Annotated in this window: 22 protein-coding genes; 4 read left to right on the top strand and 18 right to left on the bottom strand. The window is 60.8% G+C overall.

All coding sequences use genetic code 11. From position 1 onward, the window contains the following. Nucleotides 1-29: 29 nt before the first annotated feature. Together EPK99_RS02385 and EPK99_RS02390 are read right to left on the bottom strand one after the other, a co-directional pair. Nucleotides 30-698, bottom strand: a complete 669-nt coding sequence (locus EPK99_RS02385) for a GntR family transcriptional regulator (RefSeq protein ID WP_128441022.1) — start codon at nucleotides 696-698, stop codon at nucleotides 30-32. A gap of 454 nt (nucleotides 699-1,152) precedes the next feature. Continuing rightward, nucleotides 1,153-1,869, bottom strand: coding sequence for a FadR/GntR family transcriptional regulator (locus EPK99_RS02390; protein ID WP_128441023.1), 717 nt, complete (start codon nucleotides 1,867-1,869; stop codon nucleotides 1,153-1,155). A 129-nt stretch (nucleotides 1,870-1,998) separates the two neighbouring features. On the opposite strand from EPK99_RS02390, the gene EPK99_RS02395 reads away from it, so the two are divergent. From EPK99_RS02395 to EPK99_RS02405, 3 genes are all read left to right on the top strand, one after another. Further along, entirely contained in the window at nucleotides 1,999-2,928 is a 930-nt protein-coding gene (locus EPK99_RS02395; protein WP_128441024.1) for a dihydrodipicolinate synthase family protein, read from the top strand. A gap of 38 nt (nucleotides 2,929-2,966) precedes the next feature. Beyond that, nucleotides 2,967-4,157 carry a mandelate racemase/muconate lactonizing enzyme family protein gene (locus EPK99_RS02400; protein WP_128441025.1) on the top strand — a complete coding sequence of 397 codons (1,191 nt, stop codon included), beginning with the start codon at nucleotides 2,967-2,969 and terminating at the stop codon, nucleotides 4,155-4,157. A gap of 76 nt (nucleotides 4,158-4,233) precedes the next feature. Continuing rightward, the gene (locus EPK99_RS02405; protein ID WP_128441026.1) at nucleotides 4,234-5,616 is read left to right on the top strand and encodes an MFS transporter; all 1,383 of its coding nucleotides are present in this window, start codon (nucleotides 4,234-4,236) and stop codon (nucleotides 5,614-5,616) included. A gap of 517 nt (nucleotides 5,617-6,133) precedes the next feature. Here the strand turns inward: EPK99_RS02405 and EPK99_RS02415 are convergent. From EPK99_RS02415 to EPK99_RS02440, 6 genes are all read right to left on the bottom strand, one after another. Then, nucleotides 6,134-7,354 carry a M20 family metallopeptidase gene (locus EPK99_RS02415; protein WP_128441027.1) on the bottom strand — a complete coding sequence of 407 codons (1,221 nt, stop codon included), beginning with the start codon at nucleotides 7,352-7,354 and terminating at the stop codon, nucleotides 6,134-6,136. Nucleotides 7,355-7,375: 21 nt separating this feature from the next. Then, the gene (locus tag EPK99_RS02420; RefSeq protein ID WP_128441028.1) at nucleotides 7,376-9,022 is read right to left on the bottom strand and encodes a dipeptide ABC transporter ATP-binding protein; all 1,647 of its coding nucleotides are present in this window, start codon (nucleotides 9,020-9,022) and stop codon (nucleotides 7,376-7,378) included. Nucleotides 9,023-9,031: 9 nt separating this feature from the next. Then, nucleotides 9,032-9,856, bottom strand: a complete 825-nt coding sequence (locus tag EPK99_RS02425; protein ID WP_128441029.1) for an ABC transporter permease — start codon at nucleotides 9,854-9,856, stop codon at nucleotides 9,032-9,034. Further along, a complete protein-coding gene (locus EPK99_RS02430) occupies nucleotides 9,849-10,796 on the bottom strand; it encodes an ABC transporter permease (RefSeq protein WP_128441030.1) in 948 nt (315 codons plus the stop codon). The genes EPK99_RS02425 and EPK99_RS02430 overlap by 8 nt, the downstream gene beginning before the upstream one ends. A 67-nt stretch (nucleotides 10,797-10,863) precedes the next feature. Next, nucleotides 10,864-12,414 carry an ABC transporter substrate-binding protein gene (locus EPK99_RS02435; protein WP_128441031.1) on the bottom strand — a complete coding sequence of 517 codons (1,551 nt, stop codon included), beginning with the start codon at nucleotides 12,412-12,414 and terminating at the stop codon, nucleotides 10,864-10,866. Between the two features lie 21 nt (nucleotides 12,415-12,435). Next, a complete protein-coding gene (locus EPK99_RS02440) occupies nucleotides 12,436-13,701 on the bottom strand; it encodes a M20 family metallopeptidase (RefSeq protein ID WP_245455719.1) in 1,266 nt (421 codons plus the stop codon). A 164-nt stretch (nucleotides 13,702-13,865) separates the two neighbouring features. On the opposite strand from EPK99_RS02440, the gene EPK99_RS02445 reads away from it, so the two are divergent. Next, nucleotides 13,866-14,633, top strand: a complete 768-nt coding sequence (locus EPK99_RS02445) for a GntR family transcriptional regulator (RefSeq protein WP_245455600.1) — start codon at nucleotides 13,866-13,868, stop codon at nucleotides 14,631-14,633. A gap of 357 nt (nucleotides 14,634-14,990) precedes the next feature. Here EPK99_RS02445 and EPK99_RS02450 read toward each other — a convergent pair whose 3' ends face one another. The 10 genes from EPK99_RS02450 to iolG all read right to left on the bottom strand — a co-directional run bounded on the left by EPK99_RS02450 (nucleotide 14,991) and on the right by iolG (nucleotide 26,436). Next, on the bottom strand, nucleotides 14,991-15,773 hold the full coding sequence (locus EPK99_RS02450) for a TIM barrel protein (RefSeq protein WP_128441032.1): 783 nt from the start codon (nucleotides 15,771-15,773) through the stop codon (nucleotides 14,991-14,993). 26 nt (nucleotides 15,774-15,799) lie between these two features. After that, nucleotides 15,800-16,597 carry a 5-deoxy-glucuronate isomerase gene (gene iolB, locus EPK99_RS02455; protein ID WP_128441033.1) on the bottom strand — a complete coding sequence of 266 codons (798 nt, stop codon included), beginning with the start codon at nucleotides 16,595-16,597 and terminating at the stop codon, nucleotides 15,800-15,802. Between the two features lie 20 nt (nucleotides 16,598-16,617). Beyond that, nucleotides 16,618-17,514: a myo-inosose-2 dehydratase gene (iolE, locus tag EPK99_RS02460; RefSeq protein WP_128441034.1), complete on the bottom strand. Its 897-nt coding sequence runs from the start codon at nucleotides 17,512-17,514 to the stop codon at nucleotides 16,618-16,620. A 10-nt stretch (nucleotides 17,515-17,524) separates the two neighbouring features. Beyond that, nucleotides 17,525-19,357, bottom strand: a complete 1,833-nt coding sequence (iolD, locus tag EPK99_RS02465) for a 3D-(3,5/4)-trihydroxycyclohexane-1,2-dione acylhydrolase (decyclizing) (RefSeq protein ID WP_128441035.1) — start codon at nucleotides 19,355-19,357, stop codon at nucleotides 17,525-17,527. Then, the gene (locus tag EPK99_RS02470; protein ID WP_128441036.1) at nucleotides 19,354-21,276 is read right to left on the bottom strand and encodes a bifunctional 5-dehydro-2-deoxygluconokinase/5-dehydro-2-deoxyphosphogluconate aldolase; all 1,923 of its coding nucleotides are present in this window, start codon (nucleotides 21,274-21,276) and stop codon (nucleotides 19,354-19,356) included. Before EPK99_RS02470 ends, iolD begins: the two co-directional genes overlap by 4 nt. After that, entirely contained in the window at nucleotides 21,273-22,409 is a 1,137-nt protein-coding gene (locus tag EPK99_RS02475) for a Gfo/Idh/MocA family protein (protein WP_128441037.1), read from the bottom strand. Before EPK99_RS02475 ends, EPK99_RS02470 begins: the two co-directional genes overlap by 4 nt. 10 nt (nucleotides 22,410-22,419) lie before the next feature. Next, entirely contained in the window at nucleotides 22,420-23,199 is a 780-nt protein-coding gene (locus EPK99_RS02480) for an ATP-binding cassette domain-containing protein (RefSeq protein WP_128441038.1), read from the bottom strand. A gap of 2 nt (nucleotides 23,200-23,201) precedes the next feature. After that, complete coding sequence (locus EPK99_RS02485; protein ID WP_128441039.1) at nucleotides 23,202-24,308, bottom strand: ABC transporter permease; 1,107 nt, start codon at nucleotides 24,306-24,308, stop codon at nucleotides 23,202-23,204. 62 nt (nucleotides 24,309-24,370) lie between these two features. Further along, nucleotides 24,371-25,294, bottom strand: a complete 924-nt coding sequence (locus EPK99_RS02490; RefSeq protein ID WP_128441040.1) for a sugar ABC transporter substrate-binding protein — start codon at nucleotides 25,292-25,294, stop codon at nucleotides 24,371-24,373. 149 nt (nucleotides 25,295-25,443) lie between these two features. Further along, nucleotides 25,444-26,436 carry an inositol 2-dehydrogenase gene (gene iolG, locus EPK99_RS02495; protein ID WP_128441041.1) on the bottom strand — a complete coding sequence of 331 codons (993 nt, stop codon included), beginning with the start codon at nucleotides 26,434-26,436 and terminating at the stop codon, nucleotides 25,444-25,446. Between the last annotated feature and the right edge of the window lie 13 nt (nucleotides 26,437-26,449).

Here is a 26,449-nt window from a genome sequence, read left to right on the forward strand (position 1 = left end):
CTAGTTTCGCCTTTCACATGGACGATCGGTCAAGCGAGCAACCTTTGCCCCAGAGCATGCTCGACACCTGCCTGGATATGAACGGCAAGGATCCGTCTGGCGGTCTCTCCGTCCCGCCTCAATGCCGCATCGAGCATCTGCTGATGTTCCCTGGAAGCCACGTCGCCGCGATATGAGAGGGCGACCATCTGGTATCTCAGGTATTTGTCGAAAACCACGGCATGAGTTTCCATCAGCAGTTTGGAGCCGCAGGCCGATATCAGCGCCTGATGGAATTCCCAGTCATACCGTTTCCAGTTCTCCGCCTGGCTAGTGTCGCCGGTTTTCATGATCCGCTCCATCCGCGCGAGCTTGTAGTGGGCCGAAACCAGACGTGCTTCCCAATCCATGTCGCCGTGGGCGAATGACTGGTCCAGGGCATGGGTTTCGAGAAGCAGACGAAGTGCGGCAATCTCCTTCAGGTCAGCGACGGAGACCGGTGAGACTTCGAAACCTCTCTGGCCCTCGGCCAGCACCAAGCCCTCAGAAGACAGGCGGTTGAGGATTTCCCGCAGCGTGCTGATGCTGGTTTCGTAGGATTCCTTCAGGCTATCCAGTTTCAGCTTCTGTCCCGGCCCCAGGCGGCCAAAAAGGATATCCGCTCGAATTTTTCGGTAGCTGCTTTCCGCAACCGTCTCATGGGTCATCTGCTTCAGCATCGCTGATGTTCTCTGATATTATCGCAAACATCAGATATACACCGACTTCTGCGCGTTGCAATCAAGCACGCACCTAAGCCTGCAAGAGGCACTTCTCCTCGCTTATTCTGCAATTCTTGGAGTAATGGCCCAAATGGCATTGGCGCCGTCGGGACGCCTAAGAGCTCCTAATACAGCGCGCACCGTCACTATGACAATCGTATCATTGGGATATTACTCGACGAATTCGCGAAAGTTGGTTGGCTAAAGCACTTGCCGGTGGTGGAAAAGAAGCGGCCGCGATAGCCGACGCTCTAAAAGTAGGCGTGATTGGCACGCTCGCGACAGACAAGTTCGCGGCTCAGAGGTTGGTCGAGCAAGATTCCACTGAATCGATCACCGAAGACTTACGATGGACCAGATTATCAAAATTTCACTTTCGACCGCCCTCGATAAACAAAATCGTGTCACCGCGTCAGCAATCTCTTTGGCCGTCGGTTACCCGCTGCCTCAGACGGTCAAGGTGGTAACGCATGGCTAGCTCGGCGCCTTGCATATTTCGCTGCTCGATCGCCTTGTAAATGGCATGATGCTCGCCAAACACGCGTTTGGCGCGCTCCGGGCTGCCCTCGCGTGTAAGGCTGAGCGCCACAGTCATTCCGCGTTCGATAAGACCGTGCAGTGTCTGCAACACCTGTAAGAAGAGAACATTGCCACTCGCAGCTGCAACCGCATGATGAAAGGCAAAATCCGCGGAGACCGCCAGGTTGCCTGTGTTCATCTCCGTCCTGATACCATTCAAGGCATTTTCGATGTCGGCCAGCTGCGGCGCGGTATGGCGGAGTGCCGCCAGTGCGGCGGCCTGGCTTTCAACAGCCATCCTGAGTTCCAGACAGCGTAGTATTTCAGAGACGTCTGACGGCTCGGCAAAACGTGTGAGGCCTTCAGGTGGCCTCTTTTGAACGAAGGTGCCAGCACCCTGACGAGATGCGACAAGGCCATCAGCTTGTAAACGCAAGAGAGCTTGGCGGACGACCGGACGGGATACGTTGAACGACTGGCACATTTGATTTTCCGACGGTAGCCGATCGCCCTCGCGCAAAACCCCAGAAACGATCTGCTGGAGAATCTGGCCGTAAAGCTTGTCGCCTAAACGTTCTTTTTTCTGAGGAGTGAAAATCAGACCTGCCACCTGTTTCCCCCATTTGCGTCTGAATCGGTGTCGAGACGAAAATCCATTGCGCCCTTGACTTGTCTTTTAACTTGTAAATATACATTACATGTTAATCGTTCGCCGCGCATCATTAGATGGAAGAACAACATGGACCAAGTCAACACGTCATTGAGGAAAGCGCTTCGCGGCGTGTCCGGCATTCTCGTCACGCCGTTCGATAGTGACGGCCGCATCGCTCCGCAGCGGCTGACGCCCATTGTTGATCGGGCCGTTGCGGCCGGTGTCGGCACATTGGTTTCGAATGGAAACACCGGAGAATTCTACAGCCTGACGACGGCTGAAGCCGAGGCTATGGTGATCGCGACCGCCGAGATCGTTGACGGCCGCCTGCCGCTTGTCGCCGGTGTCGGCCGCAGCATCCAGGATGCGCTTGCGCTGACTAAAGCGTCACGTATCGCAGGTGCTTCCGCCCTGATGGTTCACCAGCCGCCGGATCCCTTCGTCTCCCCCCGCGGCGTCGTCGCCTATGTGGCGAAGATCGCGGAAGAGGGCCAGGGTCTTCCCGTTGTCCTCTATCTCCGCGATGATGGAATAGGACCGGATGCCATTGCTGCTCTGTGTGCGATCCCGAACGTGATCGGCGTCAAATGGGCGTCCGCGTCTCCGCTCCGCCTTAGCGAAGCGATACAGGCGAGCGATCCGTCCATCGTTTGGGTCGGAGGGCTTGCGGAAATCTGGGCGCCGCCGTTTTACGCCGTCGGCGCGCGGGGGTTTACCTCCGGATTGATCAACGTCTGGCCTGAAAGATCCGTCGCAATCAACGCTGCCCTGGAGAATGGCGACTTTGGCGGCGCCAATGCGCTGATCCGGGGCATGTCAGCCTTCGAGGCGCTGCGGGCCGAAGAGCGCAATGGCGCAAACGTCTCCATCGTCAAGGCGGCGCTGAAGCTGATCGGACAGGATTGCGGGCCGCCGCGCGTTCCTGCGGCTTGGCCCCTGACTGCCGAGGCTGACCGCAGGCTTGCGACACTTCTGTCGGAGTGGCCGGTTGTACAGCCTCTCGCTCAGGCGAGCTAACGACAGACTGTCGTCGAGATGATCGGGAGGAACAACATATGAAAATCGAACACGTGCAGGCATTCATGTCCAGGGACAAGGATCGCCCACGCGTCCTGCTGTCCATTCGCACCGATGACGGGATCACTGGATGGGGCGAATGCTACAATCACGGCCCTGACAGGGCGCTCATTCCGATACTGGAGTACCTGTCGACGTTCATTGCCGGCCACGATCCGCGCCGTATCGAATATCTCATCCAGCTCCTGATGCAGCAGTCGCGTTTTCCGCCGGGAGCGCTGGGACTGGCCGCCATTTCCGCCATTGACCATTGCCTTTGGGATATCTCTGCCAAGGCGCTGAACGTACCGGTCTACATGCTGCTCGGCGGCAATGCGCGTGATCGGGTCAAGGTCTATGCCGGTGTCTATACGGCGCCCGATCCCGGTCATGCTCGCGACGAGATGGCAGCCCTCAACGAAGGCTGGGGCTTTTCCGCCTTCAAGCTCAGCCCCTATCGGATCGACATCCACGCCAACCGTTGGGGCGAAGTGGTGCGGACAAGCGCCGAATATTTTCGCGAGCTTCGCGAAACGGTCGACAGCAGCTTCGAGATCGCTTTCGACGCCCATGCCAAGATCTTTGAACCGCGCCAGGCAGTCCAGCTCGGCAATGCTCTTGCTCCCTACGACCCGCTGTTCTTCGAGGAGCCGATCCGGCCCGAGAATTTCGAAGCCTGGGGCGAGCTCCATCGAGAGCTGAAATGCACGCTCGCCACCGGTGAATCTCTCTACAGCCGTTTCGAGTTCCTCCGCCTGCTGCAGGTGCGCGGCTGCGACATCATTCAACCCGACATCTGCGTCGTCGGCGGCCTCCTGGAGATGCGCAAGATTGCTGCTATCGCCGAGGCGCATTACGTGACGGTCGCCCCACACAATCCGATGGGTCCGTTGGCCACGGCGGTTAACCTGCACTTCAGCGTGTCTCAGCCGAATTTCCGCATCCTTGAATATCGCTTGCCGAACGAGACAGCGGCGGCAAATGGCACGAGGCTGCTTCGTGGTCAGACGATGGGCGACGCCCATTATGTCGTGGACCCCTATGTCCCCAAAAACGGCCACCTCGAGCTGCGGCCGGACCGCCCCGGCTGGGGCATCGAAATTGACGAAGACTATCTGAAGACAGACCGCTACGTGCATTGGGAACGCAAGGTCCCAAGCCGGCCGGATGGGTCGACAGCCTATATGTGACATCGCATTCGCGAGCGATCTTCCGGGGAGAAGATCGTCAACGCCCTGATCAGGGCTGTTTTGGGAGGGAAACACTATGACACCGAGCGAGCCCGTTCGAGCCGGCTACCAACGATTCATCGTCCTTGCGCTGATCACCATCGTCCTCGCGCTGAGTACCGGAGACCGGGCGACGCTGTCCGTGGCTGGGCCAGGAATTGCGCGAGACCTCGGGATTACCCCTGTCAACATGGGCTGGCTGTTCTCAGCCTTCTCCTGGAGCTATTTTCTATCCCAGGTGCCGTCCGGCTGGCTGGTTGACCGGACCGGCGCGAAGGCCGCGATTCTGGTGTCGCTGGCCGGATGGTCGGCAACAGTGTTCCTGGTCAGCGGTGTCGGCTGGATCGCCTTTCCCGTTGTCGCCCTGTTCATCCTGCGGCTGATCCTCGGACTTCTGGAGGGGCCAGTTGCACCCGCCTCGGCGCGCATCATAGCGGCGTGGTTTCCTTCCGACGAACGCGGTGTTGCCGGCGCCATTTTCAATTCGGCGCAGTATCTCGCCTTGGCAGTTTTCACGCCATTGATGGGTGCTCTATATCACTATTTCGGCTGGGAATCGATCTTCTCGGTCATGGGCGGCCTGGGCCTTGTGCTCGCCCTTGTTTGGGGTCTGACATATTTCGCACCCAGCCAACATCCGCGCGTCTCCCAGGCTGAACTCGACTACATCAAGTCGCGCGGCGCCTTGACAGATGTCGGTGCGAAACCGACAGCCGATGCGCCGCCGCCTCTTGCGACCCGTCAGGCCATCAAACAGATTTTGACCAACCGGATGCTTGTCGGGATATTTCTGGCGCAATATTGCATTGCGTCACTCTCGACTTTCTTTATCTCCTGGTTTCCAAGCTACCTCGTCGAAGCCCGTCATTTTTCGATGCTTCAGGCTGGCTTCGTCGCCTCTCTGCCCGCGATCTTCGGATGCATCGGCGGGGTAACGACAGGTTTCTTTTCCGATTGGCTGCTTCGTCGGACTGGCTCGCTCAGCCTTGCGCGAAAAATACCAATCACCCTCGGTCTGGGTCTGAGTGCAAGCATCATTCTCTGCAATTACACCGAGGTAAATTTTATCGTGGTGGCGATCATGTGCGCAGCTTTCTTCGGAAAGGGGTTCGGCGCTCTTGGTTGGACAGTTGTGGCAGACACGGCGCCCAAGGAAGCTATCGGACTGACCGGTGGCCTCTTCAACGCTGCCGGCAGTGTCGGTGGCATTATCACACCGGTCGCTATCGGCTACATCATCCAGGGCACGGGCTCGTTTCACGGAGCCCTGCTCTATGTTGGCTTCCATGTGATCTGCGCTGTGGTCAGTTATTGGCTACTGGTCGGACCTATCGAACGTTTCACACTTTTGCCGGCAACCCCTGCAACAACGGTCGCGGGCAGAAATGTGACTTTGGCCGACGTTGGCTCGAAGACATAGGACAGCTGCAATGGGAGCCGGCAGCTCTTCCTCCCCCATCATCCTGAAGGAGACGTTTGACAATCCGCAGCTCTTGATGGGATCGGGACAAGCAACCACGCTAGTTAGAAATGAAGCAGGTAGAACCGCTGTCTGAATTTGCCCATAAGTCACAGGCCGCGATCGATGTCGTGACCAATATTACCGCGCGGGAGCGCGCACAACCTGCGATCAACTGGTTGGGGGTCCGATCGGAGTTCCGCTGCGTGTGAACTCGACGCGCAATTGACCTGTATGGCTTGCGGGCCGACCTCGCTGGGTATCGGCACCTTCGCTCAGAAAGATGGCAGCCGCGATGGCGGCAGCGTCGTGGCTTGTCATGCCCGGGCAGGCCTTCGTCGATATTGCACGGTATATAGCCCGTCAGCCAAGCCAACAAGTCGCCGCTATCGATCAGGAGCAGATCGACGGGTGCGGATGCCATCGCCTCGCGGGTTTTGGCGATACGAGCATAACACTCCCGGGACTCGAATATGTTTTATGCCATTTCGCAAATATCGAGGATGGTCAGCATGTAGACGCGGATCATGTCGAGATAGTCGATGATGTCGACGCGCTCGTCGGGCATGGTATTGTAGCGCCCTCCCGGACCGCAGACCACGCCTTCCATGCCGAGCTCATGATAGAGATGGCCGGCATCGGTGCCGTAGAAGCGGGTTGGTGTGATGCCGCCAGTTGGCTGCTTTTCGCCGCGTACGGTTTCATACGCACCATTGATCGCCTTGACGATGCGTGACTGCGGGGATACCTCGAAGGGCGGCATCAGCGGCCGGCCCTCGATCATTTCGGGAACCAGCGTCGCCTTCAGGCCGGGGATGCGCTGTTCGAGCGCGCGCAGTTCGACATTGATGTCGGCCAACACACCATCCTGGGTCTGGCCCGGCGCATAGCGGGCCGATCCGCGGATGCGGACGAAATCGGCCACCTGCGGCGGGCGCCATTCGGCCAGATCCCGGCCGAGCGCACCGTGGACGACGCCGACATGGCAGCGATTGATCGATTTGTGGACGTTGCTCTTGGCGCCATTGAACGTCATGGCGTTCAGCCGCGGAATGATGTCGCATGCGGCCATGATCGCATCGACCGATTCCTCGCGCTTCGACAGATGCCGAGTGTCGCCGGTGAGTTCGATGACGAAGCTGAGGGCCGCCGCATGCATGGTGACGGCCACCAGGTCGCTCGGCTCGCTGTTGACGAAATAATCGGCCTTGGCGCCGGCGCGGATCGCGGCCAGTGTGCCGACGCCGCCCTGCAATTCCCCGACCACGAAGGTGAGGATGACGTCGCCTTTCAACTTGACGCCGGCATCGAGCAGCGTTTTCACCGCGCAGAAATAGGCGGCATCACCGGCTTTCATGTTGGAGACGCCGATGCCGTAGATGAATTTATCATCGACCAGACCGGCATAGGGATCGACCGTCCAGCCTTCGGTGACCGGATTAGTATCGAGATGGCCGTTGAACAGGATGCTCTTGCCGCCGCCGCTGCCCTTCAGCCGGCCAATAGCGTTAAACCGTCGGCCTTCATCGAAAGGCTGCAGCTCGGCGTCAAGCCCGATCGCCTTCAGTTCCTCGGCCATGATGCGGGCCAGATCGCGCTCACCATCGGTTTCGGAATGGCTCTTGTGGCGTACCATCTTCGAGAGAAAGTCGAGGCAGGCCTTCTCGTCGATCCGGGCGACGAGCGATTTCGGGTCCATAGTCATGCTCCTTGCAATCAATCAATTGGCCGCGGCGGTGGTGCCGGCGGGAATGGGGACGGCCTCGATCAGTCGGCGGGTATAGTCGGCCCGGTCGGGACTGGAAATGTCCTCAGCGCGGGCGATTTCCACCAGTTCGCCGTGGTACATTACGGCAATCCGGTGCGCGATTTGGCGCACCAGGTTGAGGTCGTGGGTGATGAACAGATAGGCGGTGTCGTGCACGCGCTGCAGCTCCAGCAGCAACCGCACGATCGAGGCCTGCACCGAGACGTCGAGCGCCGAGGTGATCTCGTCGCAGATTACCAGCTTGGGCTTGGAGGCAAAGGCGCGGGCAATCGCCACTCGTTGTTTTTCGCCGCCCGACAGCTGGTGCGGATAGCGGTCGGCATGGCTACGCGGCAGGCTGACCTGCTCCAGCAGGTCACCGATTTTCTGGGCCTGCGAGCCGGAGCCTTCTCCACCGTAGAGCTTCAGCGGCCGGGACAGGATTTCACCGATCCGATGACGCGGATTGAGCGATGCATCGGGATGCTGGAAGATGATCTGCACGTCCTTGCGGTAGCCGGTATCCATGTCGGAGACGCCGGAGATCGACTTGCCGTCGAACCAGATCTTTCCCTCGAACGGGTTGAGGCCGGTCATAGCCTTGGCGAGCGTCGACTTGCCCGAGCCGGATTCGCCCACGATGCCGAGAATTTCACCAGGCTGGACGCTGAGGCTGACGGCTCTGTTGCCGACCACACGCTCGTGCGCGCGACCGGTCAGTGCGGCAAAGAAAGGCTTGCGGCCGTAATGGACGCTGACGTTTTCCACCTTCACCAGCGGCGCGGCGGTCGCATCCGGACGGCTTTCCACCAGACGGATGGCCGGATTGGGGACGGCAGCAATCAGCTGGCGGGTGTAGTCGTTCTGCGGATCGTGGAAGATGGCCGAGACTTCTCCCTGCTCGACGACCTCGCCACGACGGATGACGGCAACGCGCTTGGCGGTGCGCGACACCAGCGCTAAGTCATGCGAGATATAGAGCGACGCGACACCGGTCTCGGCCTGCAGCTCGACGAATAGATTGAGAATCTGGCGCGAGGTGATGACGTCGAGCGCGGTGGTCGGCTCATCAAAGATGATGCATTCGGGATTACAGGCAAAGGCGGTGGCGATCACCACGCGCTGCTTTTCGCCGCCTGAAGCTTCGTGCGGCATGCGCGCCATCATCTGGGCCGGCGTCTTCAGCCCGACCCGGGCGAGCATCTCCTCGCCTTCGGCCCAGGCCTGCTTCCTGGTCAGTCCGCGATGACGCATCAGCACTTCAGACAGTTGCCGGCCAACCGACAGCGTCGGATTGAGCGAGGTGCTGGGGTCTTGGAACACCATGCTGATCCGCTTGCCACGAATGGCGCCGATTTCGGCCGCCGATTTTTTCGCCAGATCCTCGCCGCCAAGCCGGATGGCGCCGCCAACCTCGCGTGCATTGCCCGGCAGGTAGCGCATGATTGACCAGGCAAGCGAGGTCTTGCCGGAGCCGGATTCGCCGACAAGGCCGAGGATTTCTCCAGGCGTAATGTCGAGGCTGACGTTTCTCAGCGCGTGAAACGCACCGGTAGCGGTCCGGTAGTCCAGCGAGTAATTGTCGATCTGCAGGACGGGGGTCTTCGTTGTTTCTGTCATGATCCGTCCTTACGCCCGCGGGTTGAGCGCATCGCGCAGACCGTCGCCGAGAAGATTGAAGCCGATCGCCACCAGGGCAATGGCAATGCTCGGCCAGATGAGGATGCCGGCGCTCAAATGCATGTAGCGGCGGGCTTCCGACACCATCAGGCCCCATTCCGCGGCCGGCGGCTGGGCGCCGAGACCGAGAAAGCTCAGCGTGGCAAACAGCATGACGGCAAACGACACGCGGATGGTCATTTCGACGATGATCGGGGCGATGACATTGGGTAGCATTTCCCGGACAATGACGAAGCGGGCGCTTTCGCCGCGGGCAATCGCCGCGTTGATATAGTCTTGCTTACGCACCGACAGCGCGACGCTGCGGGTGATGCGGGCCATGCCGGGGGCGAAGGCGACCGCGACCGCCACCAGCGCATTGACGATGCTGGAACCAAGGAGGTTGACGACCAGCAGCGCAAACAGCAGGCTCGGGATCGACATCACCGCATCTATGGTGCGCATAATCGCCTCGTCTGCACGGCCGCCGAGAAAGGCCGAGGTGGTGCCGATCAGCGCGCCGACCACAGTGCCAGCGAGCGTCGCCAGCATCGCCATGATGACGGTGGCGCGGGCGCCGATCAGCAGGCGGCTGAAAATGTCGCGGCCATATTGGTCGGTGCCGAGCAGGTAGGTGAGGCTCGACCCCTTGTAGCGCTGCAGCGGCGCCAGGCTTTCGGGGTCGTGCGGCGCCACCCATGGACCGATAATGACGACCAGCAGCACGAGGCCGACGATGGCAACGCCGATGGCGCCCTGCGGGGTGCGCAGCAGGCGTTTGAGAAACTCAGTCATACTGGATCCTCTTGTCGAGCGCCGCATAGAGCATGTCGGCGAGGAAATTGACGATCGAATAGGTGGCGGCCATGATCAGCACACCGGCCTGGATGGCGGGCAGATCGCGCGCCTGGATGGCAACGATCAGCTGCCGACCGATGCCGGGAATGGCAAAGATCTCTTCGACGACGATGACGCCGCCCAAGAGATAGCCGACGTCGAGGGCAACGATGGTGATGGTCGGCAGCAGCGCGTTGCGCAGCGCATGGCCCATCAGCACCGAAGAGCCGGACAGGCCTTTCAGCCGCGCCGAGCGGATATAATCGGCATGCAGCACGTCGATCAGTTCCGAGCGCACCATGCGCGAGACATGCGCGATCAGGATAATCGAGATGACGAAAACCGGGAGGGTGAGATGGGCGATGGCGCTGCCGAAATTTTCCGTCAGCGGCACATAGCCGGTCGGCGGCAGCCATTTCAGCCAGTCGGCAAACAGCAGCACGGCCACGGTGGCGGTCACGAATTCCGGCAAAGACACGCCCACATAGGAAATCAGGCTGACCAGCATGTCCGCGACCCGCCCTCGGCGGATGGCGGCGATGATGCCCAGCGGAATGGCGAGGATCAACATGAAGGTGATCGACAGCAAAGCCAGCAGCAGCGAGCGACCAAGCGCCTCGAACATCACTGGTCCTACCGGCTGGCCGGTGCGCAGCGAGGTGCCGAAGTTACCCTGGACGATGCCTATCAGCCAGTGGGCATATTGCATCCAGACCGGATCGTTCAGACCCATGCGCTGACGCAGAGCATCAAGCGCCTGGTCGGTAGCATTTTCGCCCAGCATCATCACCGCTGCATCGGCAGGCAGGATCTGCGTTATGGCAAACACGATCAGCGACACCACAAGCAGCGTGTAGAAGATCAGCGCTATGCGCTTGAGAATGTAGTTCGGGGACAAGACCGTATCCTTGACGGGTTGGTCCGGCCGGGCATTTTTATCACCCGGCCGTGTTTCTGGCGAAAGCTTAGCCGCGCTTCGGTGCCTCGGCGGTCAGCGACACGTAGTCGAGACGGAAGACGGAGGCGCGCGGGTGGATTTCATAGCCCTGCACCCAGTTGCGCTTGGCGCCGAGCACGTCGAAGAAGGCCGGGATGATCGACGGCACTTCGTCGTTCATCAGTTTTTGCGCGTCGGCATAGAGCGCGGTGCGCTTGGCTTCGTCCTTGGTGCCGCGGGCCTCGTTCACCAGCTTGTCGAAGGCGGCGTTGTTCCAGCGGGTTTCGTTCCAGGAGGCGTCCGAAGTGTAGAGCAGCTTGAAGATACCGTCGACGGTCGGCTGCATGTTGTAGAAGCCGACATAGAAGCTGCCCTTCTTCCAGACCTGCTCGAGATAGGTCGCATGCGGCATAGTCTGAACATTGATGGTGACGCCGATCTCCTTGGCCATATCCTTCAACGCCACAGCGAGCTGGGTGCGGACGGCCGGACGGTCGGAGGCAACCAGGGTCGCTTCGAAACCGTTGGGATAGCCGGCATCGGCCAGCAGCTTCTTGGCTTCGGCGATATTGGCTTCACGCTGCGTCAGCTTGGCGGCAAAGCGGTAGGAGGCGTTGATCGGCGTGTCGTTGCCGGGCGTGCCAAAACCTTCAGTGACGAAATCGACCATCGCCTTGCGGTCGACGGCCAGCGCCAGCGCCTTGCGGACGCGAACGTCGTTGAAAGGCTTTGTGTCGCAACCGAAGTTGATGTTGCAGAACTGGCCGGAGGCGACGCGCAACAGGTCGAGACCGTCACTGCCGTCGAGACGCAGATATTCGGTCGGCTGCAGGGTCGAGATCAGGTCGATGTCGCCGGCGATCAGCGCCGAGCCTTCGGCGGATGTGTCCGGGAAGACCTGGATTTCGATGCGGTCGAGATAGGGGCGCGCCGGATCGTAATAGTTCGGGTTGCGCTCGACAACGATTAGACGGTCTGGCTCATAGGAGACCAGCTTGAACGGGCCGGTGCCGTTGGCCTTGGTCGACAGCTGCTTGAAATCGCCGGTGGCAACGGCGGCCGGGATGATGCGGGCCGTGGTGTAGGCGAGCGCGACCGGGAAGTCGGCATAGGCGCCGGACAGCTTGAAGATGACGGTCAGTGGATCGGCAGCGGTGATAGTATCGATCGGTCCAACATTGTTGCGGGCCGGCGAGGCATTGTCCTTGTTGAGGATTGCCTTGAATGTTTCGACCACGTCTGTGGCGGTGAAGGCAGAGTCGTCATGGAATTTGACGCCGCTGCGCAGCTTGAAGGTCCATTCCGTCAGCGCTTCGTTGGAGTTCCAGCTTTCAGCCAGGTCCGGCTCGGCCGACATGTCGACCTTGAGGCGGGTCAGGTTGCTGTAGAGCAGTTCAGTGATCAGATATTCCGGATTGACTCGGGTCAGCAGCGGATGGATGACGCTGGCGGCCTGGTCGATCGACACCTTCAGCGTGCCGCCCTTAACGGGTGCTGCAGCCTGAGCAAAGCTCATGGCCGGCGTGGCGACGAAGGCGGCGGTGCCAGCCAGAAACAGACGGCGGTTGAGTTTCAGCATGCGAAGTTCCCTTTTTGCAATTTATGACAGGTCAGGATTGGCGTCTTTGGCAAAGTCTCGGGCCAGATAGGCAAGAATGCTCTGGGCGAGTGCGACGATATCGTCGGTGGTGGTATGTTCTTCCGGGCTGTGGATGCAGCTTTCCGGACGGCCTAGGCCTCCAAGCAGGATCTCCTGCATCACACCCGTCTGCTGGACGTAACCGAAGTCCGAGCAACTCGCGGCGCCCCATTTCTTGAAGTTCTCGGGCTCGTATCCGAAGCCGAGCGACAGGGCCTGCTGCCAGCGCGGCCAATGCGGGCCTTCGGGATCGGACGTCGGCACCAGATGCCCGACCAGATCGAGCTCGAGGCCAAGTCCAGGCACCTCAGCTGCACAAGCACGTACAACTGTCTCGATCTCCGCCCGGGCGTCCAGATAATTTTCCTCTGGCATGTAGCGGCGACAGACGAGGATATCGAATTGGGCCGGAACCTGGCCGGCAGCAGTGCCGCCATTGGCCGCCGAAATCGTCAGCTGCGGACGCAATGGGCCGGTCGCATGCGGCGGTGGCGGCAGTGCCGAGGCACGGGCCGTGATGGCCGGCTTCAGGGCCGCCAGAGCGTTGAGAATCGGCATTGCGCTTTCGATGGCGTTAATGCCGGCACCGGTTCGATTGCCCTCGCCGGCATGCACGGTATGGCCCTTGACGCGAATCTGCAGGGTAAACATGCCGAAGCAGCCGGCCCATATGCGCGGTCCGGCGGTACCGTTGAAATTGAGGATATGGCCCTTGAGCATGCCCTGCTCGGCGAGATAGCGGATACCGGGATAGAGCCCGGCTTCCTCGTCGGTGCAGAAAAGCAGCATCGGATCATAGGCCAGCTCGACCCCGCACGCCTTAGCGGCGCGCAGCGCCAGCAGCGTGGCGGCGATCGTGCCCTTCATGTCGGCAGCCCCCAGGCCATACAGCGCATTGCCTTCGCGCGTCAGCCGGAACGGATCGCGCTGCCAGCCGGGTGCGGCTGGGACGGTATCGACGTGATAGTAGAGGCCGCAGGCCGGCTTGCCGGTGTCGCGCTCGCCGATCAGGTTGGTGCGGTTGCCAGAGGCCGGGCCGTTTGCGACATGCCAGAGATCGCGTGGTACCGTGACGCGGCGATGGGCAAAGCCAAGCGATCCAGTCAGTTTTTCCATCAGGTCGGCGAAGGCATCATAACCGGCGCCGGGCGGAAAGGTGGTGTCAATCGCGATCATTTCGGCAAGCTCGACGACCGCCGTATCGACATCGTCGGCAATCGCTGTCATGGCCTTCGCAAGTTTTGGATCGAGATTGGACGTGAGATCTTGCCGGTACACGTTGGCTGCCCTGATGGGGCGAAATCGCTGGTTTCGCCTTGTTCATTCATATAAACTATATAGTAATGATGATCAGGGGACAGGCGAGAGTCAACTCCAAATAAGAGGCAAAAATGGCATCAAACATGCCCAATTATTCGGCATCTACCGTCCGTCCGGGCGAGTTGTCTGTCCCCCTGTATGAAGTGGTCAAACGTCAGATCACCGAGGGTATCATGATGGGCAAATGGCAGGCAGGCGATGTCCTGCCGAGCGAGATCGCCCTGTCGCAAACTTTTGGCGTTGCCGTCGGGACGATCCGGCGCGCCCTGACGGATCTGGTCAACGAAGGACTGCTCAGCCGCCGGCGCAAGACCGGCACTGTGGTCACCGGCCGCACACCGCAACATAGCCTGCGCTTCTTCTTCCAGTATTTTCGCCTGCATGGTCTCGACGGATCGCTGCAGAATTCGGTTTCCACCATATTGTCGCTGGAAACCGGCTCATCGTCACCCGACGAAGCCGACCGGCTGCAGATCGACCCGGCCGAACCGGTAGTGCGTTTTCATCGGCTGCGCACCGTTGGCGGAAAGCCCGTCATGCATGAGATACTTGTCCTGCCGAAGGGCCGCCTGCCGGACTTTCCGACCCGGGGCGAGGATATACCGCCGCTTTTCTATTTCCATCTTCTGGAACGCTATGGCATCCGTATCTCGGCGATCCGCGAGCAGATTGGCGCCACATTGGCGACCAATGAAGATGCAGAACTGTTGCAACTCGAGCTGCCGGCCGCCGTGCTCACCATCGATGAGGTCGCGTATGATCAATCGGCCGTACCGGTGCTGATCTCGACGCATCGGGCGACTACGACCAGCCATCGGTATGTGCACGAGGTTCAGTAGTTCATCCTGAACGGTTAGTTTGATGCGACAGTACAAGCCGTTTCCACGGTCTTGCGGGAATACGAACCAGCGGCGATGAGTGAACAAGCCGTTGATCTTCATTGAAGAAAGCAACGCCTGACCCGATTATAGATCACGCGGCAGGTGCTCGTATCAGATAGGGTTTCTGGACCGTTTGCCCGGCAGGGGCTCGCATCTTGATGATCCCCCTAGCCTATCGCCTACCGCTTCTGACCTTCCGGTTGACAATGAGGAGACTGCGCTTGGCTACACACGCAGAAGTAATTGTGCAAGGCGCTCCAGACACACGGCGCAATGGGCAAAATCACCCTCGACACCCAGTGGTTAGGACATGCCTTAAAACGTAAATGCAGAGCGAAATGCCTCGAGCGCGGCGATCGGATCGCCTTTCGCAAATGCTTCCAATCCCACCGGCCCCCTATAGCCCATATCAAGTAGGGCACGCGCAATGCCGGGATAGTTGATTTCGCCGGTCCCTGGTTCGCAACGTCCCGGCACGTCGGCGACCTGTACTTCTCCGATCCATGGCAGGCAAGCTTTGCAGGTCTCGATCAGATTCCCTTCGCCGATCTGCACGTGATAGAGGTCCAGGTTGAGCCGCAGGCGCGGATGGTTGACGCTTTCGACAAGGGCGAGCGTGTCCTCTGCTCGGCCGAAGGGCGTGCCGGGATGGTCGACCGGCAGGTTGAGGTTTTCCAGCGTAAAGACCACGCCCTCTTCCTCGGCCATGTCGGCGATACGTGCGAGCGCGTCCCGCGCCTTCAGCCACATGCGCCCCGTCACCACCTCGCTCGGGCGAACGGGGAGCCCGCCTTCTCCGAGGCCCGTCCCATGCAGATTGAGCCGGGCCACGCCGAGCCGCTTGCCGACCTGTGCCGTCTCACGCGCCGAGCGCAGCAGTTCGTCAGCCCCTTCGTCGTCCGCCAAACGGCCGGTGAGATAGCCGTTCATGATCGAGAAGGTCGCGCCCGACCTCTCAAGCGCAGCCAGATCATGCTCCGGCCAATTCCACAGGCCGACCTCGAAGCCAAGCTCCTTGAGTTGCGCGCAGCGCCACTCGATCGGTCTGTCGCGCCAGAGCATTTCAGCGCAAGCCGCAAGCGTAAAAGGTTGTTCCATTGTCTTTATCCGATTTGAAAAGAGGGTTAGCGCATCAAGTGCTCGACCGGCGGCGCGGCGACGAAGCGCCATTTGCGCAAAGGGCCGGCCATGACGTTGAGGTAATACATCTCGAAACCATGCGGCGCCCCGCAAGGGTGGTGGCCGCGCGGCACGCAGACGACATCGCCGTCATGTAGGGCCATAGTCTCGTTGAGCTGCAGGTCGTCGGTATAGACCCGCTGAATGCCGAACCCGTCAGCCGGATTCAGGCGATGATAATAGGTTTCTTCCAGGTAGGTGATGCGCGGAAAGTCGTCTTCGTCGTGTCGGTGGCTCGGATAGCTCGACCAGTTCCCCGCCGGCGTGAACACCTCCGTCACCAGAAGACTGTCGCAGTAGTCCTCGTTTTCCATCGCGATGTTGTTGATGTAGCGGGTGTTGCTGCCCTCGCCGCGCTGTGCCAACGTGATGCCCTCCGGCCCGATCCGGCGCGCTTCATGGCCTTGTCTGCCCGGTGCCGAGCAGACGGCGATCACGCAATCGGTTTCTGCAACGGCCTTCCAAGTGCTCCCGTTCCGCAGGTAGAGGCAATGCGGTGGCGTTTTCTCGAAGACGCTCATCCGTTCGCCGAGAACGCCCCAGGCGCGCCCGTCTGCTTCGAACGCAGCCTTGCCTTCGACCATTACGAGGATCACCTCGCGATCGGCGGTCGTTTCGCCGACGGTCTCGCCGGCTCTTAACCGATAGAGCGAGAAACCGACGTAACGCCAGCCAGCGAGTGCCGGTGTGATCTCGTGGACCTTGCCATGGGTGCCGAAGGGACGATGGAGAAGCCTGGACATGGTGAACTCCTGCTGTTTTCTCAGACGAGACCGACCCTGGTGGCGGCGGCTTTCAACGTCTTGAGGCCGAGCGACTGGTACTGGAAAGGATTGCGAACGGCCGGATCCTGCTCTGCTTCGATGACGATCCAGCCTTCGTATCCTGAATCCTTCAGGATTTTCAGCAGCGGTTCGAACTCCACCCCGCCTTCCTCGTCTCCTGGTACGGTAAACACGCCGGCACGAACGCCGTCCATGAAGCTCAGTCCCTCGTCGCGCACCTTCTGCATCACCACAGGGCGAACGTTCTTGGCATGGAAATGGCTGACACGATCGATATGGCGGGACAACACCGGCGCCGGGTCGCGGCCGTTGCCTCCGAAATAGCAATGGCCGGCATCGAACAGCAATCGGGTCTCAGGTCCCGTCGCCGCCATAAAGGCGTCGATCTCTTCGGGCGTCTCGACCACGGTGCCCATGTGATGGTGGTAGACGAGCGCGATACCCTGCGAGGCCGTGAAAGCGGCAAGTTCCTCGATCTTGGCACCGAAGGCTTTCATCTCCTCCGGCGACAGGACCGGTCTTTCGGAAAGCGGGACCTGCAATCCCTGAACACTGTTGGAGGTTTCGCAGGCAATGCAGACGGTGCAGCCATTGTGTTTCAGCTTGTCGAGATGGTGCTGGATCGCTTGTCTCTCGTTCTCGACCGATTGCGTCAAAAGGTTGAGCGAATACCAGCCGGAGACGAAGGCGAGGCCAAAAGAGCCGAGCAGCGCCTTCAAGGCCTGCGGATCGTCCGGCCAGCGATGGCCGTTTTCGATGCCGTCGAAACCGATCTCGCCGGCCTCGCGCAAAATCTGCTCGGTCGGGATGTCGGCGCCGAGGCTCTGGTCGTCGTCATTGGCCCAGGCGATGGGATTGGTTCCGAAGCGGATCATGTCATGCCTTTCAATTTACGGTTCGTTGCTTGGCGGCACCTTCGAGGTAGCGCGCATAGGCCTGTTTCAGCTTGTCGGTGGTGCCGACCTCCGGCACGGCGACGTCCCACCAGTGACCGGCATCGCCGAACCCCGGCCCATCGGTCGGATCGGTATCGATGACGATGACGGTCGGGATATTGCGGCGTCGGGCAGCGACAAGTTGAGCTTCGAGATCGGCAATGTCCTTCGCCTTCACCGCGACCGCCCCCATGGAGCCGGCATGGGCGACGAAATCGATCTCGGGCTGCTGCTCGACATTGCAGTCCTTGTAGAGATTGTTGAAAGCTTCGCCGCCGGTGCCTTGCTGCAACCGGTTGATGCAGCCGTAACCACGGTTGTCGGTCAGAACGACCGTGAACGGCACCTTGCGCATGACGGCGGTCGCCAGTTCCGAATTGGCCATCATGTAGGAGCCGTCGCCGACGAAGCAGATCACGTCCCGCTCCGGCCGTGCCAGTTTCAGGCCCAAGGCGCCGGCGATCTCGTAGCCCATGCAGGAAAAGCCGTATTCCATGTGATACCCGCCCTGGCTCGGCTGCCACAAAAGCTTCAAGGCGCCCGGCATGGTGCCGGCCGCGCACATGGCGATGGCGTCTTCGCCCGTGGCCCGCTGCACCGCGCCGATCACCTGCGCGTCGTTCGGCAAACCGGGCTGCGAAGGAGCTTCACAATGGCGGTCGACGGCGGAAAGCCATGCACTGCGGGATGCGGCGTCCGGCTCGGGCGCGCGATAGTTACTGAGTTTTTCACCAAGCGCGACAAGCGCCACCCGGGCGTCGGCGACGAGACCGATGGCGCCGTGTTTATCGGCGTCATAGGGCTGGACGTTGATCGACACCAGCCGCCGCCCCTTGGCCTCAAACAGAGACCATGATCCCGTCGTGAAATCCTGGAAGCGCGTACCAACGCCAATGATGAGATCGGCTTTGCGGGCCAACGCGTTGGCGGCGGCCGAGCCATCAACGCCGGCGGCACCGAAATTCATCGGGTGGGACTGGGCGAGCGCCGATTTGCCGGCCTGCGTCTCGATGACGGGGATCCCGTGACGGGTGGCGAAATCGGCGAGCTCCTGCTCTGCATGGCTATAGATGACCCCACCGCCCGCGACGATGACAGGGGTCTTCGCCGCACGGATGAGGTTTGCGACCTCTTCCAGATCGTGCCGGTCCGGCTCCGGCCGGCGGATGCGCCAGACTTTTGGTTCGAAAAAGTCCTCCGGCCAGTCATAGGCCTCCGCCTGCACGTCCTGGCAGAAGGAGAGGGTCACCGGCCCGCAACTCGCCGGATCGGTCATGACCCGAAACGCCCGCGGCAGCGCCGTCAAAAGCTGCTCGGGTCGTGTAATACGGTCGAAATAGCGGCTGACCGGGCGAAAGCAATCATTGGCGGAAACGGTGCCGTCGTCAAAGTCCTCGACCTGCTGCAGCACCGGATCGGGTCGGCGGTTTGCGAACACGTCGCCGGGAATGAGCAGCACCGGCAGCCGGTTGACATGGGCAAGCGCTGCCGCCGTCACCATGTTGGTAGCGCCCGGCCCTATCGAAGAAGAGACAGCCTGAATGCGCCGCCGTTTCATCGCCTTGGTGTAGGCGATCGCCGCATGCGCCATGGTCTGCTCGTTCTGGCCGCGCCAGGTCGGCAGGCTATTGCCCGCTTTCTGCAAGGCCTCGCCGAGACCGGCGACATTGCCGTGTCCGAAAATCGCCCATACACCGTCGACGAAGCGTTCGCCTTCCTCTGTCATCTGCGCAGACAGCCATTTCACCATGGCCTGCGCCGCCGTCAGTCGAACCGTGCTCATGCTATCTGATTCCCTGCTTTCGTGCGTGCCGCATCCCAGATACGGCACAGGCGTGCGTACCGCTCCGCCATGTCTTCGATGGCGCCCGCATCCGTTACGTCGCCTGCAAACCATTGCCGTGCGACGTCGCCGAAAATCGTGCGTCCGACGGCAAAGCCTTTGACGAGGTCGAAGCGTGCCGCAATTTCGAAGCTTGCCGACAGCTCCGCCTCCGGCGCATCCAGCCCGAGCACGACGATGCCGCGCGTGTGACGGTCCCGCGCCTCAATTGCCGCGATGGCATTCGTCCAGCCGGCCACCGTCTTCATCGGTTCAAGCTTCCACCAGTCGGGATAGATGCCGGCCGCGTAAAACTGTTCGATCAGCGTCGCGGCCGTGTGGTCGTCGATGTCACCGACCTTGGAAGGAATGATCTCGAGCAGGAATTCCAGCCGGTTGCGCCGCGCTGCCTGGAACAGCCGCTTGACCGTCGTTTCCTGTCCGGCGCGGGTCGCTGCATCGTCGTCGGGGTGACAGAAGCACAGCACTTTGACGACATCCTCGCGCGCCCATTCAGACAACGTTCCGCAATCGAGCCCGAGCTCCGGCTCCAGCGCCAGCGGACGCGAACCGGGCCATTCGGCGGGGCGGCCGATCCACAGACCTGACCCCGAAGCACGATGCAGCGCCGACCGGCCGATGCGGTTGTCGCAGAGGATGCCGTAGCCCGCATCGCCCGCCTGCACACGAAGCGCCGCTTCCAGGCACAATTCCTTGAACGTCGCACCTTTCTGCAGGGTGTAACCGGCCATTTCCTCCAGTTGCACGCGGTGATCGAAGGCAAACACCCGCATCGTCGACCAGTCGCCATCGACGCGCGTGCGGCGCGTTGTCGACCAATGCATCTGTTCAAGCTCTGGATCGTTGCGCAGATCGGGCCGCACCACGCCACGCTTCAGAAAGAACTGCAGCTCTTCGAAGCTTGGATAGGCCGGCGTGCAGCCGTGCCGGCTGACGGCGAAAGCGCCGCAGGCATTGGCGAACTTGAGCGATGTCGGCCAGTCTTCGCCGGTCATCCAGCCGCGCAGAAGACCGGAAAAGAAACCGTCGCCGGCACCGAGGACATTGAACACCTCGATCGGAAACCCCTGACCGGTCTGTCCGTCTTCGAGACGGGCGGGAATGGCCGCTTCGAAGGCGACGGCGCCGAGCGGACCCCGCTTGCACACCAGCGTCGCGCCACTGACGGCGCGTACCGCCCGTAACGCTTCCAACGTATCGGTCGAGCCGCCGGCAATGTGGAACTCTTCTTCCGTGCCGACGATTAGGTCGAACAGATGCAGGCTCATCTGCAGCCTGGCGGTGACCTTGGCGCTTTCGACGAACCGGCTTTCGCCATCGCCGTGCCCGGCCACACCCCACAGGTTCGGACGGTAGTCGATATCAAGCGCGGTGCGCAGGCCGTGTTTACGCGCAAGCGTCAGCGCCTTGAGGACCGCGGCCTCGGTACGGGTGTTGCTGAGATGAGTGCCGGTGACGACGACGGCACGGGCCGAGGCTATGAAGGTCTCATCGATATCGTCTTCGCTGAGCGCCATGTCTGCACAGTTCTCGCGATAGAAAATAAGTGGAAACTGCGTATCGTCGCGAATGCCGAGGATGACGAGTGCCGTCAGCCGTTCCGGGTCGATCTTGACGCCTTGCGTCGAGACACCCTCGCGGGCGAGCTGTTCGAGAATGAAGCGGCCCATATGCTCGTCGCCGACCCGGCTGATCAAAGCTGTCTTCAGTCCCAACCTGGCGCTGCCGCAGGCGATGTTTGTGGGCGAGCCGCCGATATATTTCTCAAAGGATCCCATATCCTCCAAACGACCGCCGACCTGCGCGCCGTAAAGATCGACGCCGGCGCGGCCGATGGTGATAACATCGAGTTTCTTCATCGCGAGTCCTGCCTTTCGATGCGGATGACGGCGCCGTTGGAGGCCGCCATGGCGTGAATGACCTTTTCGATCTCCAGCCCTTGCACAAAATCGGGACCGGCATTCGGGCCGCCGGCAATGGCGGCAAGCAGGTCGCGCGCCTCAACGACTTTCTGTTCGTTAAAACCGAAATTATGTCCCGGTGCCGGGCAGAAGGCTGCAAAATCAGGCTGACCCGGCCCGGTCAGGTGACGGATGAACCCGGCCTCTCCGGCCTTGTGCACCCACAGCTCGTTCATGTTTTCCTGGTCGAAGACAATCGTGCCGTCCTGCCCATGGACTTCCCATTGCAGCCGGCATTTGCGGCCCCGCGCCACCCGCGATGTCGCAAACGAACCCTGCGCGCCCGAGGCGAAACGCAGCAAGGCCAGGGCACTGTCTTCGTTCTCGACCGCTTTTGGGCCGTCGGGAGAAGGACGCATGGGAATGGCGACCTGCGTCTGGGCCACCACCTCGGCCACCGGCCCCATCAGCGCCAGCATATGGCTCACGAGGTGGCAGCCGAGATCGCCGAGCGCGCCGAGGCCGCCACCTTCGTGAGTCATCCGCCACGACCACGGGAGGAGTGGGTCGGCGGAATAATCTTCGTCATAAACCCCGCGAAAAGCGAGCGGCTCGCCAATTGCGCCTTCCCGGATCAGCGTTCGTGCTGCCTGGAAAGCCGGGCTTCTCAAATAGTTGTAGCCGAGCATGGTCGCCTGGCCGGAATGTTCCGTTGCCGTCCTCGCCATAGCTTCGGCATCGGAAAGTGTCAGTGCCATCGGCTTTTCGAGCCAGACATGTTTGCCAGCCTTGAGCGCCGCCTCCGCCATTGGCCGGTGCATGCCGTTTGGCGCCGTGATCGAGACGACGTCAACGTTCGGATCTGCAACCGCTTCTTGCCAGTGGGCAGTCGCGCGGGAAAAACCGAACTGGCGGGCAAAGCTATCTGCGCTGTCCGGCGTAGCATCCGAAAGAACCTCCAGCCGGTGATGGGCGCCGCCGAACACGGCGGCAACATTGCGCCACGCCATGGCGTGGCACTTGCCCATGAAACCGGTGCCGATCAGCGCGATACCGAGCGGTCGTTCCGGCAGAATTGAAGAGAGTACCATGAAAAAAGCCTCAGATCGTTCCGCCAAGAGAGCCTTCGAGCGCCGCCATTTCCTGGCCACCGGCCATCATGTCCTGCAGCTGCGACGCGGTTATTTCGCCGCGCGTCGCGGTGCCGAGCGTTTGGCCGCGATTCACTACGGTAAAACGGTCGCCGACCGCCATCGCGTGGCGGACATTGTGCGAGATGAACACCACGCCGATACCCTGTTCACGCACACGTTTAATCGTGGCCAGCACGTTGGAGGTCTGGCGAACCCCGAGGGCCGATGTCGGCTCGTCGAGGATCAGAACCTTGGCCCCGAAATAGACGGCGCGGGCGATCGCCACGGTTTGCCGTTCACCGCCTGAAAGCGTTCCGACCGCCTGGTCTGGACCGCGCAAGTTGATGCCCATCTTGCGCATTTCGGCCATGGTAATTTCGTTGGCGTGATCGATATCGAATCGCTTGAACAGTCCACGCCCCTTGGTCGGCTCACGACCCATGAAGAAATTACGCGTTACCGACATCAGCGGAATCATGGCGAGATCCTGGAAGACGGTGGCGATGCCTGCTTCCATCGCATCGCGCGGGCTGCCGAAGGACAGCGGCTTGCCCTCGAAGGTGATGGAGCCCTCGGTTGGCTTGTGCACGCCCGACATGGTCTTGATGAAGGTCGACTTGCCGGCGCCATTGTCGCCGAGAAGGCAATGGCATTCGCCAGCTCTCAGATCGAAGGTCACACCGTTCAGCGCAATGACATTGCCATAGTGCTTCTTGATGTTTTCCATATGAATAATCGGTGCGGACATGTTCAGCGCTCCCCAGTCACACGTCGGCGAATGACGTTGTTGAAGATGACGGCGAGCAGCAGCATCGCGCCGAGAAAAACCTGGAACCAGTCCTGGTCGAAGCGGGTATAGGTGAGGCCGATGGTGACCATGCCGAAGATGATCGCACCGAAGAAGGCGCCGATCGCCGAACCGTAACCGCCCGTGAGAAGGCAGCCGCCGATGACCGCGGCAATGATTGCCTCGAACTCCTTCATGAAGCCGCGGCGGGCGTCGGTGGAACCGGCATCCATCACGGTAATGATGGCAACCAGCGCCGCAGCCACAGCCGTCAGCATGAAAAGAGAGATTTTGACGCGGCGCACGGGAACCCCGGAGTTCTGTGCGGCAAGCGCATCGCCACCGGTCGCAAAGATCCAGTTGCCGGCCGGCGTGCGCAGGAGGACATATGTTGCGATCAGAGCAAAGACGATGAACCAGATGATCTCGACCGGGATGCCCGGCACTTTGGGCACGCCCGACTTGAAGCTGTCGACGATACCCGCTTCAGCCAGCCATCTCATGATAAAGCCGAAAGCGTCGCCGGAAAACAGCGGCGCCATAAAATCGCCCTCGACCGCTTCGCGGATGCCGCGCAGCTGGGTGGAGCCGCCGGTGAAAATTTTCAGACCGACCAGCGACGCGCCCCGCAGCACGAACAGACCGGCAAGGGTGACGATGAAGGATGGCAGACCGGTGCGCAGCACGATCATACCATTGGTCGCGCCAAGAGCTGCGGCGAGAGCGAGCGTCAGAGGTATGGCGAGCATGAGCGGCATGCCGACATTCACAACGAAGACACCAAACATCATGCCGGCAAAAGCCACCATAGAGCCGATCGAGAGATCGAATTCGCCACCGATCATCAGCATGGCAGCGGCGATGCCGAGAATGCCAAGCTGTGCTGCCGGCGTCATGAAATTCATGATACCCGACAGGGTAAACATGGTGCGGTCGGCGGTGATCATGAAGAAGAGCGTGACGAGGATTACACCTCCGATGGCGCCCAACTCCGGCCGCTTCATGAGTTTCGTGACGACGGACTCGGACTTGATCCGCTCGTCCGCACGCCCGATTGAGTCTATCGACATAGTTCTGTCTCCTGATCGGTGGCCAGGCCGCCATTCAGAATGCGGCCCGGCGAGCGATGTGGTTAGCGAATGCCCTTGGCCGAAAGGTCGATCACCTTGGCAGCAGTGTCCTTGGTAACGAGGTTCGGGCCGGAGGGAACGTCGCCACCGGGTATCAGGCCGTACTGTGCATTGAGAGCAAGGAAGGCGACCGGCAGATAGCCCTGCAGGAACTGCTGCTGATCGATCGCGAATGCAGCCTTGCCGTCTGCGACATCTTTGAGGAAGCCGGCCGACAGGTCGAACGTGGCGATCAAGACATCATTGCGTCCGAGTGCCTGGGCGGCTTTGACGGCGGGTTCTCCGACGAGGGAGGCGTTAAGCCCGAGCACGACATTGACGGCTTTGTCTGACTCCAGCGCCGCACGCACCTTGGACTGAACTTCAGTCGGATCGGTGCTTGTCGGAAGAATGGTGACGTCTTTGCCAAAGCCTTCCTTGAAGCCGGCGCACCGCAGGTCGAGAGAGACGTTACCGACCTCCTGGTTGACGCAGATGCCTTTTTTGCCACCGAGTTCTGCGAGTTTTTGTCCGGCGACCTTACCAGCATCAAATTCCGACTGACCGACGTGCAGTTTTGCACCGAGCTTATGCGAGACGTCAGAGCCGGAATTCATGGAAATGACCGGGATGCCGGCATCGACGGCCCGCTTGATCGACGGGCCGAGCGCATCGGCATCCGGGATCGACACGACGATACCATCGGGATCCTGATTGACGGCGGCATCAATCATCTGGCCCATCGCGACCATGTCGAAGGTTTCGGGCGAGCGGAATTCGACATTGACGCCGGCGTCCTTGGCCGCCTTTTCGGCGCCGTTCTTCACGACCGACCAGAACGGATCGTTGGCCTGGCCGTGCGCGACGACGATAATATCGGTGGCAAGCACCGGAGTGGCCGCGGCGACAAGCGCGACGGTAGCAACAGCTGCAAGCAGTCTCTTCATAGTATTATCCTCCCAGTTAAATTCAAAAGCGTCACTCCCCGACGCCCCGTCCATCCCGGTCGCACGGGGCCGGCACCGAAAGCCTGCGGCACACTCCCTTGTGCCGCAGCAATCTCTTTTGGCGCCGCCGCTGGGCATCGCCCTTCGCGTTATCGAGCCAATGTCACAGACTGACCGGACTTGGCCGATTGCGTTGCGGCCTCGGCCAACGCGAGCGCGGCAACACCGTCTTGCAACGTCACCGGAATGGCAGCGCCATCCAGAATGGCAGAAACGAAGGCATCCCATTCCGCCGCATAGGCGCGCATGTAGCGCTCCAGAAAAAAGAATTCCGGCTTGGCGCTGGTGACACCCTGTTTCGTCGCCTTGGACACCGTGTTTTCGAGCACGTTACCGGCCGATAGAAGACCCTCGGAGCCCAAAAGCTCAACGCGCTGGTCGTAACCGTAGACAGCGCGACGGCTGTTCTTGATCACGGCGATGCGGCCATCGGCATAGATGAGCGTTACCACCGCCGTATCGACGTCACCGGCCTTGCCGATCTCGGGGTCGACGATCGATGTACCGGCGGCATGGACGGACGTCGGCGCGTCGCCCATCAGGAAATTCGCCATGTCGAAATCGTGAATCATCATGTCGCGGAACAGGCCGCCGGAGACTTTCACGTAAGCGACCGGAGGCGGCGCCGGATCGAAAGACGTGATCGACAGCAGCTCCGGCTTGCCTACTTCGCCAGCAACGACGGATGCCTTGATAGCGGAGAAATTGGGATCGAAGCGCCGATTGAAGCCGATCATGACAGGCACGCCTGTTTTTGAGACTGCATCCAGGCAGGCTTGAGCGCGCTCCAGCGACAGATCGACCGGCTTTTCGCACAACACGGCCTTGCCGGCAGCCGTCGCCTTTTCGATGAGATCGGAATGGGTATCCGTCGACGTGGCGATCAACACCGCGTCGATGGAAGCATCCGCCAGGATCGCGTCCGAGCTGGTGGCCTGAGCGCCATATGCACCCGCTAGAGAACGCGCCGCGTCCTCGTTGACATCCGACACGGCAACCAGTTGGCTGCGGGCATGGCTGGCAATATTGATGGCATGCACCCGACCGATACGGCCGGCGCCGAGCAATCCGACTTTCAACACTTTAAATCCTCCT

The organism is Neorhizobium lilium (assembly GCF_004053875.1).
Lineage (GTDB): Bacteria > Pseudomonadota > Alphaproteobacteria > Rhizobiales > Rhizobiaceae > Neorhizobium > Neorhizobium lilii.